This window comes from Alteromonas pelagimontana (assembly GCF_002499975.2).
Taxonomy (GTDB): domain Bacteria; phylum Pseudomonadota; class Gammaproteobacteria; order Enterobacterales; family Alteromonadaceae; genus Alteromonas; species Alteromonas pelagimontana.
Window position 1 is genome coordinate 2,023,515 of sequence record NZ_CP052766.1, and the last position, 13,327, is coordinate 2,036,841.

Below are 13,327 nucleotides of genomic sequence, written 5' to 3' on the forward strand. Positions count from 1 at the left end.
TATGTCTTTTCAGTCAAGGTTGAAAGAAAGAACCCATAAGCTGGTGAAGTCCAAGCATATGCTGACCAGTATTACGCTGGCTTCCTTTTTGGAATCCACCATTGTGCCTATTCCCCTTGAGGCTGTGCTAGTACCGCTTATGCAGGCTCGCCGGGATAAACTGTGGCAGATAGCCCTGATGGCTACCATTGGTTGCGCTGTTGGCGCCTTATTTGGCTATGCGCTAGGTTACTATTTATTTGATGCCATCGGGGATTGGGTAATTCAAACCTTTTCAAGTCCCGAACAGTTTGAACAGGTGAAGCAAAAAATGACAAACCAGGGTTTTTGGTTTGTTATGACGTTAGGTATTGCTCCTATTCCTTTTCAAATTGCCATGCTTGCTGCAGGTGCAACAAAGTACTCTATTCTTTCATTTGTATTGGCAACTATAATTGCGCGTTCCATCCGCTATTTTGGTCTGGCTCTTGTGGTGTATGTGGCTGGAAATAAAGCTGAGGAGCTCATTAAACGCTATAAAGGCTGGGCGATTTTAGCGCTTACACTGGCCGTATTATTGCTGTGGTGGTTATCGACACTTTTTAGCGGCGGCTGAAGATGGCTGAGAGAACTCTTTACTAATTTAATTTGATAATAATTCTCATTTGCATTAGTTTAGATATCAGGAGGTGCAAGCGATGAAAACAACATTTTTATGTCCTGGTTATTGGAAATGGTTACAACTTCATCCGAATGAAGCACGAATACATCGGCTAAAAGTGCAGGAACAAGCGCAACAGCTGCAAGCGGAAGGCAATTTTCGGCAAGCACAGGATGCAAGCGGGCAAGCTTTTGAAATAGCTCACGCTGTCATTCTTTCTCCACAGGAACTTATGGCGGACGTAAAAAAAACCAGTGAAGATTTTGTCGCTTATGGCGCCTTGGCAATTTATCTTGCACAAAGTTATGTAGTCACAGGTAACCTAATCCCCGCTCTGGACCTGTTAGGTAAAGCGCAAGAGCAATTAATGGCTCTTTCTCCGCTATTTTTCACCCAGCCCACCATTAGCCGCTTGATACAAGCAATTATTCACTCTCTCTACGAAGGGTCTGTCCATTTTGAACAGCAGACAATGCCTTCTACAGCAGTGCATTAACGGGTCGTAACCATGCAACTACGAGAGGTTGATCAGCAACGCTATATTAAACTTGAGGTTAAAATTTCCGCCCTGAAACGTATATTGCGTTGCCAGGAGCTGCATATAAGTGACGTCCACTGCCAAAATGCTGAAGAAAAGGCGCTTCTGCAGCGGCTTCTTCTTCAAGCGATCACCAGTAACAAGTAGTTCTCATCAAGATAATAAACTGCGCTTTTCCTGAAGCTACAGCCATAAAGATACAAATCTGGAAAAATGTCGTACCAAAAACCTATGGCGTCAGAACGAGTTAGTTGATTAATCTGACGCCTGTCCTTATCAAAGGAAGATTTTTCTAACAAAAAAGGTATTCGACAATGCAAAAGTACAGCCAGTGGATAAAATATATCGCCAGAACTGGGTATGGCGCTAAAACGATAGTTTACTGTTTACTTGGCATATTTGTTATTCAATACGCTTTTGCTGCATTTCGAAGCGATATGCCTAGCCAGAAAGATGTGTTTCAAAAAATCCTGCAACAGCCCTTCGGCTGGTTTTTACTGGCAGGAGTCATTATTGGCATGGTTTGTTACGTGTTTTGGCGCTGGATCCAGACAATGCTGAACACCGAAGGACTCGACATGTCTAACAGCAAAGATGTCATTATGCGAATATTCTATTTTATCTCTGGGCTAATCTACGCCTTTGGAGCTTTTGCGGCGTTTAAGGTTTTGCAAGGGTCGTCTTCACAGTCAGAAGGTGGTGGAGACAGTAGTCAACAGGTCTCGCAGACATTAATGCAGCAATCTTGGGGGGTGTGGCTGGTGGCTGCACTTGGCGCGATTGTGGTGTTTTTTTCCTTTATTCAGTTCAAACACGCGGCTAAAGCCGATTTTATGGATAAATTTGTGTTGTCTGATATGTCAGAAAAAGAGAAAAAAGCGAGTAAATTAGCCGGAAGATTAGGATTTTTAGCCAGAGGCATAATTTACGTATTAGTAGGCGGTTTTTTTATTCACTCTGCAATGACTGCTGACCCAGATAAAGCTGGCGGGCTGAAAAAAGCCTTTTCGGTTATTATCGAGCAAACCTTTGGTCAATGGATCCTAGGCGCAGTAGGCGCGGGTATCATTTTATTCGGTGTTTTTTGCGGATTCGAGACGCTTTATCGACGAACGCAAAAGTCCTCTTCTGCAACGTGAGAGCAGGTTAAAAAAGAAAGGCCTCACAGGCCTTTTCTAATTAAGTATTGATAGGGAATATTGTCAGTCTGTGCGCTAATCAATGTGTGCTGCATAAAGCGGCAAAAGCTGGCAATATCTCTGGCAGTGGAAGGGTCATCAGCAGTGACGCATACTGTCTCTCCCTCTTCCATTTTGCGGACTTTTAGTCTTACCATCATCACCGGCTCCGGACATCGTAGGCCCATTGCATCAAGCTGATAGTTGGCATGTGCAAACGCTTCCGAGTTTGAGGCATCAGATGCCATAGTTTTCTCTGTAGCGATTGATAGCTGAGATAGCATCTCGATGACTGTCCGATTCTTGCAGGTAGGCAACGACATCTGCTAATGAAACAATCGACACCACTTGTGTATTAAAATCTCGTTCCACTTCCTGAATAGCAGAAAGGTTACCTTGACCCCGTTCCTGGCGATCAAGTGCGATAAGCACGCCCGCCAATGACGCTTCATTTTTTTCAATTAAAGCCATTGATTCACGAATAGCCGTACCTGCGGTAATTACATCATCTACCAGCATCACCCGTCCAGCGAGAGGGCTTCCTACCAAGTTTCCGCCTTCGCCGTGAGTTTTCGCTTCTTTGCGATTAAAGCAATATGGCGTATCCACGGCATATTGATCAGCTAGTGCAACGGCTGTAGTAGTGGCAATAGGAATACCTTTATAAGCCGGACCAAATAATACATCAAAAGCTATCCCTGAATCCATCAACGCAGCGGCGTAATAACGCCCCAGCTTCGCCAGATCACCGCCACGATTAAACAAACCCGCATTAAAAAAATACGGGCTTTTGCGGCCGGATTTTAAAGTGAATTCACCAAACTTCAACACCTCACGGGCAATAGCAAATTCTATAAATTCACGTTGGAAATCCTTCATTAATTCTCCCTACGCCAGTGCAGCTTTCTGGATGTCAAACAGCTCCCGTAGCCCTTGTCTGGCAATTTCTAACATTTCGTTCATTTCGTCGAAGGAAAAAGGTTCAGCTTCCGCTGTGCCTTGCACTTCAATCAGATGGCCAGTTTCTGTCATAACCACGTTCATATCAGTGTCTGCTACCGAATCTTCAATATATTCCAAATCGGCAATTGGCGTTCCTTTGTAAATACCCACAGACAACGCTGCAACCATATGCTTGAGGGGATTCGTTTTTAAAATGCCTTTAGCGCGCATATATGTTAGCGCGTCCACCATCGCGACACAGGCACCGGTAATGGAAGCGGTTCGCGTGCCACCGTCGGCTTGAATAACATCGCAATCTAAAGTAATTGTGTTTTCACCCAGCATTTTTAAATCTACCGCTGCACGCAGTGACCGCGCGATTAGGCGCTGAATCTCTAATGTTCTTCCACCTTGTTTGCCTCTTGCAGCTTCACGCTGGCTGCGGGTATGCGTGGCCCGAGGCAGCATGCTGTACTCTGCAGTTATCCAGCCTTTACCTTGCCCTTTCATAAAGCGCGGGACGCCTTCTTCAACGGTGGCGTTACACAACACTTTTGTATTACCAAACTCCACTAACACCGATCCTTCAGCATGACAGGTAAAGTTGCGAGTAATGGTAACCGGACGAATTTGACTGGCAGTTCTGCCGCTTGGACGCATGGAGATCTCCTGATTTAGATTATGCTTTTGCTGCGCGGGAAAAATTAGGCGCAAGTATAGCGCACTTGACAGGTTAAGTTGAATTACATCAGCGCAATCCACCAGAGGATTCTATCATTTTTAATTATCTCACCTACGCTTGTAAACAGATGAAGCAATTGAAAAGACGTCAGGGGATCTGTTTTCACTGAAGCTATGATAGGTTACAAATGAAGATAATCCGAAAGCCTACGCTATCGCTATTTAGATAAGGTAGTATGGATAACTGTGTTTTAGCCGTTCCACATACAATTATTGGAAAATCAAATGATCTACAGTATGACCGCGTTTGCGCGCAGCGAAGTAAAGAAAGATTGGGGTTCAGCCGTTTGGGAAGTACGCTCCGTCAATCAACGGTTTCTGGAAACTTACTTTCGCTTGCCCGAACAGTTTCGCTCCTTGGAGCCGGTTTTACGGGAGCGGTTTCGCAAAAGGCTGCAACGAGGCAAAGTGGAGTGCGCTCTGCGTTTTACCGCCAGCGATACCGCTACCTCCACACTCACGCTAAATGAAAATTTGGCGAAGCAGGTTTTACACGCTGCTGATTGGGTACAATCGCACGGCCAGTCTACCGGTGTAAATCCGTTAGACGTATTACGTTGGCCGGGTGTAATAGCCGCGGAAGAAGCCGATATGGATGCCGTCCAATCTGATTTACTAGAAGCATTTGATGACACTGTAAATCAATTTATCGAAGCTCGAGCGGCAGAAGGCGCTACACTGAAAACCCTTATCGAACAGCGATTAGATGGCATTGAAGCTGAAGTGGCAAAAGTATCAGAAAAAATGCCCACAATAATTACCTGGCAGCGCGAACGTATTCAAAATCGCTTCGAGGAAGCAAAAATAGAATTGGAGGCAAATCGTGTAGAGCAGGAAATGATTCTGCTGGCGCAAAAAATCGATGTAGCTGAAGAACTTGATCGCTTAAAATCGCATGTGTCAGAAACCCGAAACATTCTAAAAAAAGGTGGTGCATGCGGCCGCCGCCTGGATTTTATGATGCAGGAATTTAACCGTGAATCCAACACGTTAGGATCAAAATCCATTAGCACCGAGATAACTCAGTCTGCTGTAGAAATGAAAGTATTGATAGAGCAGATGCGCGAGCAGATTCAAAACATCGAATAGTTTTTTCACCCGTCCAAGAATGTCTTAAAAGCCCTGTTATTTGCTTGTAAATACAGGGCTTTTTTATTTTTCCCGTCCAAATTGGTTTGCAGATGTCCGTTACCAGTTGCTGTTTAAGTGGTGGGCAAAATGGTGGGCAGTAAGTTGCCTAATTCTCGCATTTAACTCGCCACCACAACAGGTTAGCTGCTGATTCAATAAGCAAATCGGTGGTGGGCAGCCATTATTGCCCCCTCCATTATTTCAGCAACTATGGAGTAAACATGGGAAAACTCACAGCAAAACAGGTTATTGCATACAGCAAAGCCGAACCAAAAAAATACTCAGACGGTGAAGGGCTATACTTTTGCGTCCGCAAACAAGGCTCGCCTTATTGGATGATCCGCTACACCACAGCCAAAGGAAGACGAGAAGCAACCTTGGGGCAATTTCCTTTAATGTCGTTGGCAGACGCCAGAATTGCCGCCGCATACTTTCGAAAGGAAGTACGTGACGGTATAGATCCTCTTCTGGAAAAACAGAAAATCGAGTTACCTGAGATTGAAACCGTGGATCAACTGTTCCATGACTGGTATCGAACAGACCTGAGTCGACGACTGAAGCATCCCAAGATCCCGTATCGGGTTTACACCAAAGACATAAGCCCAGTCATTGGCATTAAGTGTATTGCTGAGGTGACCGCACGCGACGTGCGCGAAGTATTAGAGCGCATTCGAGAAAGTAACCGCCCTACCATTGCCAACGATACCTTGATGTACATGAAGCAGCTGTTTCGACATGCGATAAAGCTCGACTTAACGCTGAACAACCCAGCCGCAGCATTTACCGTGGACGATGCCGGTGGCGTGGAGTCCAGTAAAGACAGGATGCTCAGCAAAGAGGAAATTCACTACGCCTTCAGCGTGTTTCATACCCATATCAATAGCTTTGGCCGCGACAACTACCTCGCTTGCTGCCTGTTTTTGGTGTTGGGTGTGCGCAAAAGCGAATTGTGCGAAGCCATGTGGCGTGAAATGGATTTAACCACGGGCGTATGGGATCTACCCAAAGAACGCAGTAAAACCGGCGTACCAATCAGCATCCCCTTACCGCGCCAAGCCATTACCTGGTTTAACGAGCTGCAAATCCGTGCTTGTGGATCGCCTTATGTTTTCCCAGCCAGACGAGCAAGCCACCGTCCACATATGGGGCCAGATACGCTGAACCGCGCCATTTCTAAGTTGTTTGGTCGCGAGCCTGGGCGCAAAAAGCAGCCACCCAATAAAATGGGCAAACTTGAACACTTTACCGTACACGATTTACGCCGCACCTTTCGCAGTCTTGCTGCATCTTTAGGCATTGCAGGCAACGTGGCCGAACGCTGTCTTAACCATAAGCTAAAAGGCGTTGAGGGCATCTACGACCGCCACGATTACTTTGAAGAGCGCCGTATTGCCCATCAAACCGTGGCTGATGTGATCGAACCACTGGTGAACTTTGAGCCCCCTTCACAGCACAACACAGGAGGGCATTAACATGCAATTTATGATGCGACTCGCCCCCATTACCTTTCCAATAGCCATGCTGGCAGGACTTGGCTGGTGTATTGGCATTGCCCTACTCGAACAATCTCATGGCGTAGGCCACGCACTTACCCGGCATTGCCTGACGACATTGGTGGTTCTCGCCCCGTGGCTGACGCTAAAACTCACGTTCTACGTGATTGTCAGCCTAGGACGTAAACTTGGACTCATCCCGCCTGCACGCCCAACGTATAGCCTAGGTTATGAAGAATCCCTCTATTGGTTCAGAGTATTGGCGTTCTTCGATGGCAAACGCAGCCGTATGCCAAAAAAGCCAATCAGGCGAAACTAGCAAGCCCCCATTTGCTCACTTACTGTGGGCAGTTGGGGCAATGGGGCAACACTGGATAACACAAGCTTTAGACGGTGAATAAGAGGGATTTGAACCGCCCCAAGGAATGGGGCAGTTGGGGATGCGGTAACAACTCCTAACCGCATCAAGAATACCAAACTTGCAAAAGTCCCAATTTGGGACTAACATCTGTTTATGAGAATTATCGCACTATCAACCTTAAAAACATTTTGGGAAGACAGCCCAGAATACATCGACGCTAAAGAGCCAACTTTAGCGTGGTATAGGCATGCATTAAACGCTGATTGGGGATCACCGGCGGATGTGAAACAGGACTTTGGAAATGCCAGTATCCTCAAAGATGGGCGTGTCGTGTTTAACATTGCCGGTAATAAATACCGATTAGTCGTTTGGATCAATTATGCCTACAAGGTGGTTTACATACGGTTTATCGGCAGCCATGCACAATACGATCAAATTGATGTGCAAACGATTTAAAGCCAAAAGGTAGTAACAAGAGGTAAATATAATGGACATCAGACCTATTAAAACAGATGCCGACTACCGCGCGGCATTAAACGACATCGAAAACCTAATGATGTCGGAGCCAGATACCGTTGAAGGTGAAAAGCTGGACATTTTGGTTACGTTAGTCGAGGCCTACGAAGCAAAGCATTTTCCAATGGATTTGCCAGACCCTGTTGAGGCAATAAAGTTTGAGATGGAGCGCAAAGGCTTAACGGTTAAAGATCTTGAACCCATGATAGGTAAAAGCAATCGTGTTTATGAAATCCTAAACCATAAGCGATCACTCACGCTAAAAATGATTTGGAAACTTCATGAAGGGTTAGGTATTCCAGCAGAGTCGCTGATCAAGCCACCGCAAGTTCGCGCTTCATAGTGCTTCGAATCAAAATTAGTTTGTTATGAATGACGCTCGCTACCCAAACATTTCTGCTATTGATCACAGGCTAGCTGAGCTTGAAAACGAAAAGCAGCAGCTTCTCGCATTAAGAGAGGCTTTGCGTAGCGCTCAAAACGAGCGTTCAGTACAGACATTCACGCCAGAACAAAAGGTCACCCTATTCAGACAACGATTTCGTGGACGAGAGGATATCTTTGCCAATCGTTGGCAAAACCAACAGGGTCGCAGTGGCTATTCCGTAGCTTGTGATAATGAGTGGGTAAGTGGACTATGCAACAAACCCCGCATTAAATGCCAAGACTGTTCACACCGAAAGTTTAGCGAATTAAACGAGCACATTATTTACAGGCACCTTACCGGTCATCAAGTGGTTGGTCTATATCCACTACTTAAAGATAATTCGTGCTATTTGTTGGCAGCCGATTTTGACAAAGGCTGTTGGCAAGAAGAAGTCAAAGCAATGTCTAAAGCATGCCAAGAGTTTGATATTCCGCACGCGATAGAAATCTCGCGCTCTGGCAACGGGGCACACTTATGGATCTTTTTTGACACCAATATCCCCGCTAACCAGGCTCGGGCACTGGGTTTCGCTTTGCTTGATAAAGCCATGGAAATATTTCCAAATCTTTCGTTTGACTCCTATGACAGGCTCTTTCCTAACCAAGATGTCCTTCCTGAAGGCGGTTTTGGTAATCTCATTGCGCTACCACTTCAAAAGGAAGCTCGCCTTTCAGGCCGTAGTTGCTTTGTTGACAGTGACCTGAATGCGATTGACGATCAATGGCAGTACCTTGCTGAGCTTAAAACGCTCACGCAATCGAGTATTGATCAACTCATAACAACCATTTCACCCAACACCCTATTACTGTCCGAACAAGGGCTAACAGATAACCGCCCACCTTGGGAAATCACAGCCAAAGCCACACCAATAAAATTAGAGTCTTTGCCGAAAAACGTGACTATTACCTTGGCCAACCATATCTACTTTTTGATGAGCGAGTTACCTGGGCCACTACTGGCAGGACTAAAGCGATTAGCGAGTTTTTCTAATCCTGTGTTTTTTAAAACACAAGCGTTGCGCTTTTCAACCCATGGCATTCCGAGGTTTATTTCCTGTGCTCGTATTGAAAACGGTTATCTAGCACTACCGCGAGGCTGTCTCGATGACGCGATTGCTTTGCTACAAGAGCACAATATTTCGCCACTATTTGACGATAAGCGTGAAAACGGCAAACCATTATTAAAACTTACCCCTGAGTTCACTTTGCGAAAGAATCAGCGGGACGCAGTGGCCGCAATAACCAAACATGACTTCGGTATTTTGCATGCGCCGACCGCATTTGGAAAAACGGTTACAGCCATTGGTATGATCGTAAAACGCAAAGTAAATACCCTCATACTGGTTCATAGCCGACAGCTGCTTGAACAGTGGCAAGAGCGCTTGCGCACGTTCCTACCCGAAGTAACCATTGGCAGTATAGGCGGGGGTAAAAGAAAGCCGAGTGGCATTATCGACATTGCCACCTACCAAAGTTTGGTTAATAAAAAAGACAATTCCATCACGCCTTTCATCCAAGACTACGGCCACATTATTGTTGACGAATGCCACCATCTATCTGCGCCTAGGTTTGAAATGGTACTCAACGAGGTAAGAGCAAAATATGTATTGGGCCTAACAGCAACACCAGAACGACAAGATGGTCATCAAAAGATCATTTTTATGACAGCAGGGCCAATTCGCTACAAAGTGAAACAAAGCCCTGATGAGCAATTTACTCAAACCGTGATGATTCATCAGCTCTACGATGTACCGTCAGCAGAGCTATTAACAACAGGTGAGCGTCCAAAAATAAGCGATGCCTACCGCTGGCTCGTCGATAACGAACAGCGCACGTCAAAAATCGTCTCAGACGCCTACGAGTGTGTTCAAAATGGCGGACACCCGTTAGTCCTTACAGAGCGTAGAGAGCACGCAGAATCCATACACTCACGACTTACCGAAATGGGTATAAGCACTGTCGTACTTAAAGGCGCCATGAAAGCTGCGGAACGCAAGAACGCTGACAATCATCTGCAATCGGCTCAAGTTGTCGTCGCAACAGGAAAATATGTAGGCGAAGGATTTGACCTACCAAGACTGGATACGTTGTTTTTGGCCATGCCAATCGCATGGAAAGGCACATTGGCCCAATATGCCGGTCGTATTCATCGTGAATCGGAAGGAAAAACACAAGTGACCATTCACGACTATGTGGACTGCGCCCTCCCTATGCTGCAACGCATGTTTAAAAAACGCGAGAAAAGCTACAAGGCAATGGGGTATGCCCTTGAGTACATTGATGACAACAGTAACAAGCAACCTTCACTGAAGTTAGAAAACGTCCATTCATCAAATACCAAGCCAAAATAAACAGCAGCACTTCATTAAACACTTCCCCATGCCTTTATACCCATACGCCAAAACCACTATCCGTTTGGCTTTTGGATCGAAACGCCAAACAGGGAAATTAGCCCATTTACTGTTTGGCTTCTCGATTGAAATCCAACACTGCTAAGCATTGCAGCTACTGGCGCAACGCAAGGTTTAGCACTTTTTGCACCCTAAACCAACCTCGGCATCAAAGTACAAACCGTTTGATTTTTTAAACCCAGAATGCAAACGATCGTTTGGCGTCTCGATTTTTTTCACTAGCCAAATGCCGCCAAACAGCGCCGTATTGGACTACGTATATCAAACAGTTAGCCGCATACAGGTCATCATAAAAAACCGATTTGACTGGTTAGTTTGATAGCCATTTCTTTCATCTATTTCACCACCGAGTCTGTACCCGACCACTGAAAATAGACGGCATGAAAAACCAACAAGGTGATAAGTGACGTGTTATGGGCAAGTGGTAACAATTGGGATAGAGAATGGATAAAGCAGGTGGTCGATTTACTAGTTGGGCATGGCGCGTTTACCCTCTACCCAGCATTAAGCCAGTGCGATAATGCCGCCGAACGCTTAACCCGCTGGCTGACCTTTCAGTTACCACGCGTTAAACAAGCACACCCAGGCTGCCCGATTCACCAATGGCTAAATAGCATTGGCGCACAAGTGATCGTAGAAAAATGGCAAAGCCCCGAGCAATGGCCAAACCTGTATTGGCTACCTTTACCTGAGGTTGATGGCCATGCGCAAGGCGGGCTAGTTTTGCTGCCAGCTCATTTGTTACCGGCACATTTTTTACCGGTATATATGAACGGCACAATACAAACCAGAACATTGCAAGCAAACACACCAGCCAACGCCTGTATCTTTTGGTGCATCACGCCTTTGTCTAAAACAGGAAAGCGCGCTACCTTGCACCCCAAACAGCAAAACCGCGCATTTTGCCTGCCCAGTACGCCAGAACAAATAGGAAAATCGTGCACGGGGTTATTAGTGAGCGGTTTAAGAAAAGAAAGCCAAAAACGAAACGCCAACGTGATCAGTCACCAGTTAAACCTAGCGCTGCTGCACCACCTTTGTGGGCCGGAGAATGATGTGTGGATTACGAACAAATGCTTTGTTAACGACAAGAAGGAAACTCAACAACAAGGCTAAATAGCTTGATATTTGTTATGATGAAAACCACAATTTCACTCAAGCTCTTTAAAGCTGGTTGAGCCTTTACCTAGTGTTTTGGCTCGTGGCTGCGCCTCAGTCGCCGTTAAGACTGGGGCCTATCTCTTACAAACTACTCGAAATCACAAGCCCCAGAAACGAGTAACCCCTCACAGGGCGCTGATCTAACGGGTAGCGGGAGGGGTGTTGTTGACGCGATTTTAATATCAAAAGCGCCAAATAGCGCGATATTATTTGATGTCACTTTTTACTTAGCAGTTGTTCGGAATAACCGAACAACTGCCATTTTGCCCGTTGAGTCACACACTCGCCATCACTCACACCTTTTTAAGTATCAGACTGTTTTAAGCACCTGCTTTTTAAAGGCATTCATGGCTAGCTTATTAAAACGAGCTTCATCTGCACCTGCCTGTTCACTATTACAGTAATCACACATTGAATACTGGCTTTCAATTTGGCCATGTTGACCCAAATGCTCAACCGTAATCTTTTCAGTATGCAGGATGAGTTGGCCCATCTCGCAAATTGAACAGGTTCGAGTATTCATAACAAATCATCCCCACTGCTTCGACTAACAGCTAGAAAACGGAAAGCACTCTGAATAACATATTGCTACCGACATTCATGTCGGTAGCAATACCCTGCGGCTCACAGCCAAAAAACAAACTCGAACTGTCGGAGTACTGCTCTTAGAATTAACAGAAAAAAGGAACCAGACAAAGTAAAAATAAACTATCTGGAATTTCCGAATAGTTGCGTTATTTATTAACTAAGCAGTTATCCAGCTTTGGTTTGTTAACACCTGCTCTGCAATCGCAATTTGCCTTGCAGTAAACATTTGTTTGCGTGAATTCCATGAGTGCACCTTTTGTACAATTTCTTCGGTGCTTTGTACTTGCTCATGTTTACTTAACCAATGCACCGTTGCCAAAAGTTCTAAGCCTTGTGGGGACTCAAAACCTTCAACTAACTGCGACACTTTCTCAAATCGTGTTCGAGTGTCAGGGTGTTGAGTAAGAAACTCCTGCGCATCTTCTATAGCGCCTGGCACTAGCTGTAACTCTTTTTCAGGTGCATCTCCACCATCGGCATAACCTGAGATAAAGTGCCCTTCAATCGCATTGAGCACATGCCGCAAATTTTGTGCATAAGGGCCATAATGCGCTTTTTCGTATTTTAATCTTAATGGCTCACCTGCTTCTTGCATAAAATACAAAAGCTTATGAACTTCAAGTAACGAAACTGTTGGGTCAAGCAAACCTCTTAGATAGCGTTGCACTAACTCAATTAATACAGCCCTACCAGCCGTCATGTTAGGCACTGCTTTATGTTTTGCTATTTTGTCGTTTTGAGGCGCACCTATAGGCTCGTAGAGAAAAACATCCACATCACGCAAAGGCTGCATTGCCTCTTCAATTTTTTCACGCACAATTGCCCAATCTAAACCACCTAAACCAGCACCTAGCGGTGGAATAGCAACAGATTTTATTCCAAGCCGTTGAATATCATCAACCAGCGCCACAAGGCCAGATTCAATATCTTCAATACGACTTGCAGCACGCCAGTGGCGTTTTGTTGGGAAATTAATGATATAACGAGGATTGGCTAATTGACCAGTTTCAAAAATAAACATTCTACCTGGCTGTACGTCTTTGTTTTTACAAGCAAGAGCATAAGCATTGAAATTGTTTGGCCACGCCTTTTTAAATTGTAGTGCTATGCCACGCCCCATCACGCCAACACAATTAACAGTATTAATTATCGCTTCTGCATCAGCGCGTAAAATATCACCATGTGTCATTCTAATCATATC

At 45.3% G+C, this 13,327-nt stretch carries 15 protein-coding genes; 10 read left to right on the forward strand and 5 right to left on the reverse strand.

Annotated elements, in window-relative coordinates:
• Position 1: 1 nt before the first annotated feature.
• The 3 genes from CA267_RS08985 to CA267_RS08995 all read left to right on the forward strand — a co-directional run bounded on the left by CA267_RS08985 (position 2) and on the right by CA267_RS08995 (position 2,317).
• The gene (locus CA267_RS08985) at positions 2-595 is read left to right on the forward strand and encodes a YqaA family protein (RefSeq protein ID WP_075607794.1); all 594 of its coding nucleotides are present in this window, start codon (positions 2-4) and stop codon (positions 593-595) included.
• 82 nt (positions 596-677) lie between these two features.
• Positions 678-1,136 (forward strand): hypothetical protein, encoded by a 459-nt coding sequence (locus CA267_RS08990; RefSeq protein ID WP_075607793.1) that lies wholly within the window; start codon positions 678-680, stop codon positions 1,134-1,136.
• 356 nt (positions 1,137-1,492) lie between these two features.
• On the forward strand, positions 1,493-2,317 hold the full coding sequence (locus CA267_RS08995; RefSeq protein ID WP_075607792.1) for a DUF1206 domain-containing protein: 825 nt from the start codon (positions 1,493-1,495) through the stop codon (positions 2,315-2,317).
• A 23-nt stretch (positions 2,318-2,340) separates the two neighbouring features.
• Here the strand turns inward: CA267_RS08995 and tusA are convergent, their stop codons facing one another.
• Genes tusA through rph form a run of 3 tightly spaced genes read right to left on the reverse strand, consistent with a single transcriptional unit; the run spans position 2,341 to position 3,958 of the window.
• The gene (tusA, locus tag CA267_RS09000; protein ID WP_075607791.1) at positions 2,341-2,604 is read right to left on the reverse strand and encodes a sulfurtransferase TusA; all 264 of its coding nucleotides are present in this window, start codon (positions 2,602-2,604) and stop codon (positions 2,341-2,343) included.
• The gene (pyrE, locus tag CA267_RS09005; protein ID WP_075607790.1) at positions 2,594-3,235 is read right to left on the reverse strand and encodes an orotate phosphoribosyltransferase; all 642 of its coding nucleotides are present in this window, start codon (positions 3,233-3,235) and stop codon (positions 2,594-2,596) included. The genes tusA and pyrE overlap by 11 nt, the downstream gene beginning before the upstream one ends.
• Positions 3,236-3,244: 9 nt before the next feature.
• Positions 3,245-3,958, reverse strand: coding sequence for a ribonuclease PH (gene rph / locus CA267_RS09010; RefSeq protein ID WP_075607789.1), 714 nt, complete (start codon positions 3,956-3,958; stop codon positions 3,245-3,247).
• Positions 3,959-4,264: 306 nt separating this feature from the next.
• Between rph and CA267_RS09015 the strand changes: the two genes are divergently transcribed.
• From CA267_RS09015 to CA267_RS09045, 7 genes are all read left to right on the forward strand, one after another.
• Positions 4,265-5,128, forward strand: coding sequence for a YicC/YloC family endoribonuclease (locus CA267_RS09015; protein WP_075607788.1), 864 nt, complete (start codon positions 4,265-4,267; stop codon positions 5,126-5,128).
• Between the two features lie 263 nt (positions 5,129-5,391).
• On the forward strand, positions 5,392-6,642 hold the full coding sequence (locus CA267_RS09020) for a tyrosine-type recombinase/integrase (protein WP_075607787.1): 1,251 nt from the start codon (positions 5,392-5,394) through the stop codon (positions 6,640-6,642).
• A gap of 1 nt (position 6,643) precedes the next feature.
• A complete protein-coding gene (locus CA267_RS09025; RefSeq protein WP_075607786.1) occupies positions 6,644-6,982 on the forward strand; it encodes a hypothetical protein in 339 nt (112 codons plus the stop codon).
• Positions 6,983-7,177: 195 nt separating this feature from the next.
• Positions 7,178-7,480, forward strand: a complete 303-nt coding sequence (locus tag CA267_RS09030) for a type II toxin-antitoxin system HigB family toxin (RefSeq protein ID WP_075607785.1) — start codon at positions 7,178-7,180, stop codon at positions 7,478-7,480.
• Between the two features lie 31 nt (positions 7,481-7,511).
• Positions 7,512-7,883 carry a helix-turn-helix domain-containing protein gene (locus tag CA267_RS09035; RefSeq protein WP_170669043.1) on the forward strand — a complete coding sequence of 124 codons (372 nt, stop codon included), beginning with the start codon at positions 7,512-7,514 and terminating at the stop codon, positions 7,881-7,883.
• A 25-nt stretch (positions 7,884-7,908) separates the two neighbouring features.
• The gene (locus CA267_RS09040) at positions 7,909-10,317 is read left to right on the forward strand and encodes a TOTE conflict system archaeo-eukaryotic primase domain-containing protein (RefSeq protein WP_075607784.1); all 2,409 of its coding nucleotides are present in this window, start codon (positions 7,909-7,911) and stop codon (positions 10,315-10,317) included.
• A 468-nt stretch (positions 10,318-10,785) separates the two neighbouring features.
• Positions 10,786-11,493: a hypothetical protein gene (locus tag CA267_RS09045; RefSeq protein WP_075607783.1), complete on the forward strand. Its 708-nt coding sequence runs from the start codon at positions 10,786-10,788 to the stop codon at positions 11,491-11,493.
• 355 nt (positions 11,494-11,848) lie between these two features.
• Here CA267_RS09045 and CA267_RS09050 read toward each other — a convergent pair whose 3' ends face one another.
• A complete protein-coding gene (locus CA267_RS09050) occupies positions 11,849-12,061 on the reverse strand; it encodes a hypothetical protein (protein ID WP_075607782.1) in 213 nt (70 codons plus the stop codon).
• A 222-nt stretch (positions 12,062-12,283) separates the two neighbouring features.
• On the reverse strand, positions 12,284-13,324 hold the full coding sequence (gene darG, locus CA267_RS09055) for a type II toxin-antitoxin system antitoxin DNA ADP-ribosyl glycohydrolase DarG (protein ID WP_075607781.1): 1,041 nt from the start codon (positions 13,322-13,324) through the stop codon (positions 12,284-12,286).
• Positions 13,325-13,327 lie beyond the last annotated feature (3 nt).

Excerpts from the sequence above, each read along its gene's own strand:
- CA267_RS08985 (WP_075607794.1), top strand. The coding sequence starts at position 2 with ATGTCTTTTCAGTCAAGGTTGAAAGAAAGAACCCATAAGCTGGTGAAG.
- CA267_RS08990 (WP_075607793.1), top strand. The coding sequence starts at position 678 with ATGAAAACAACATTTTTATGTCCTGGTTATTGGAAATGGTTACAACTT.
- CA267_RS08995 (WP_075607792.1), top strand. The coding sequence starts at position 1,493 with ATGCAAAAGTACAGCCAGTGGATAAAATATATCGCCAGAACTGGGTAT.
- tusA (WP_075607791.1), bottom strand. The coding sequence starts at position 2,604 with ATGGCATCTGATGCCTCAAACTCGGAAGCGTTTGCACATGCCAACTAT.
- pyrE (WP_075607790.1), bottom strand. The coding sequence starts at position 3,235 with ATGAAGGATTTCCAACGTGAATTTATAGAATTTGCTATTGCCCGTGAG.
- rph (WP_075607789.1), bottom strand. The coding sequence starts at position 3,958 with ATGCGTCCAAGCGGCAGAACTGCCAGTCAAATTCGTCCGGTTACCATT.
- CA267_RS09015 (WP_075607788.1), top strand. The coding sequence starts at position 4,265 with ATGATCTACAGTATGACCGCGTTTGCGCGCAGCGAAGTAAAGAAAGAT.
- CA267_RS09020 (WP_075607787.1), top strand. The coding sequence starts at position 5,392 with ATGGGAAAACTCACAGCAAAACAGGTTATTGCATACAGCAAAGCCGAA.
- CA267_RS09025 (WP_075607786.1), top strand. The coding sequence starts at position 6,644 with ATGCAATTTATGATGCGACTCGCCCCCATTACCTTTCCAATAGCCATG.
- CA267_RS09030 (WP_075607785.1), top strand. The coding sequence starts at position 7,178 with ATGAGAATTATCGCACTATCAACCTTAAAAACATTTTGGGAAGACAGC.
- CA267_RS09035 (WP_170669043.1), top strand. The coding sequence starts at position 7,512 with ATGGACATCAGACCTATTAAAACAGATGCCGACTACCGCGCGGCATTA.
- CA267_RS09040 (WP_075607784.1), top strand. The coding sequence starts at position 7,909 with ATGAATGACGCTCGCTACCCAAACATTTCTGCTATTGATCACAGGCTA.
- CA267_RS09050 (WP_075607782.1), bottom strand. The coding sequence starts at position 12,061 with ATGAATACTCGAACCTGTTCAATTTGCGAGATGGGCCAACTCATCCTG.
- darG (WP_075607781.1), bottom strand. The coding sequence starts at position 13,324 with ATGATTAGAATGACACATGGTGATATTTTACGCGCTGATGCAGAAGCG.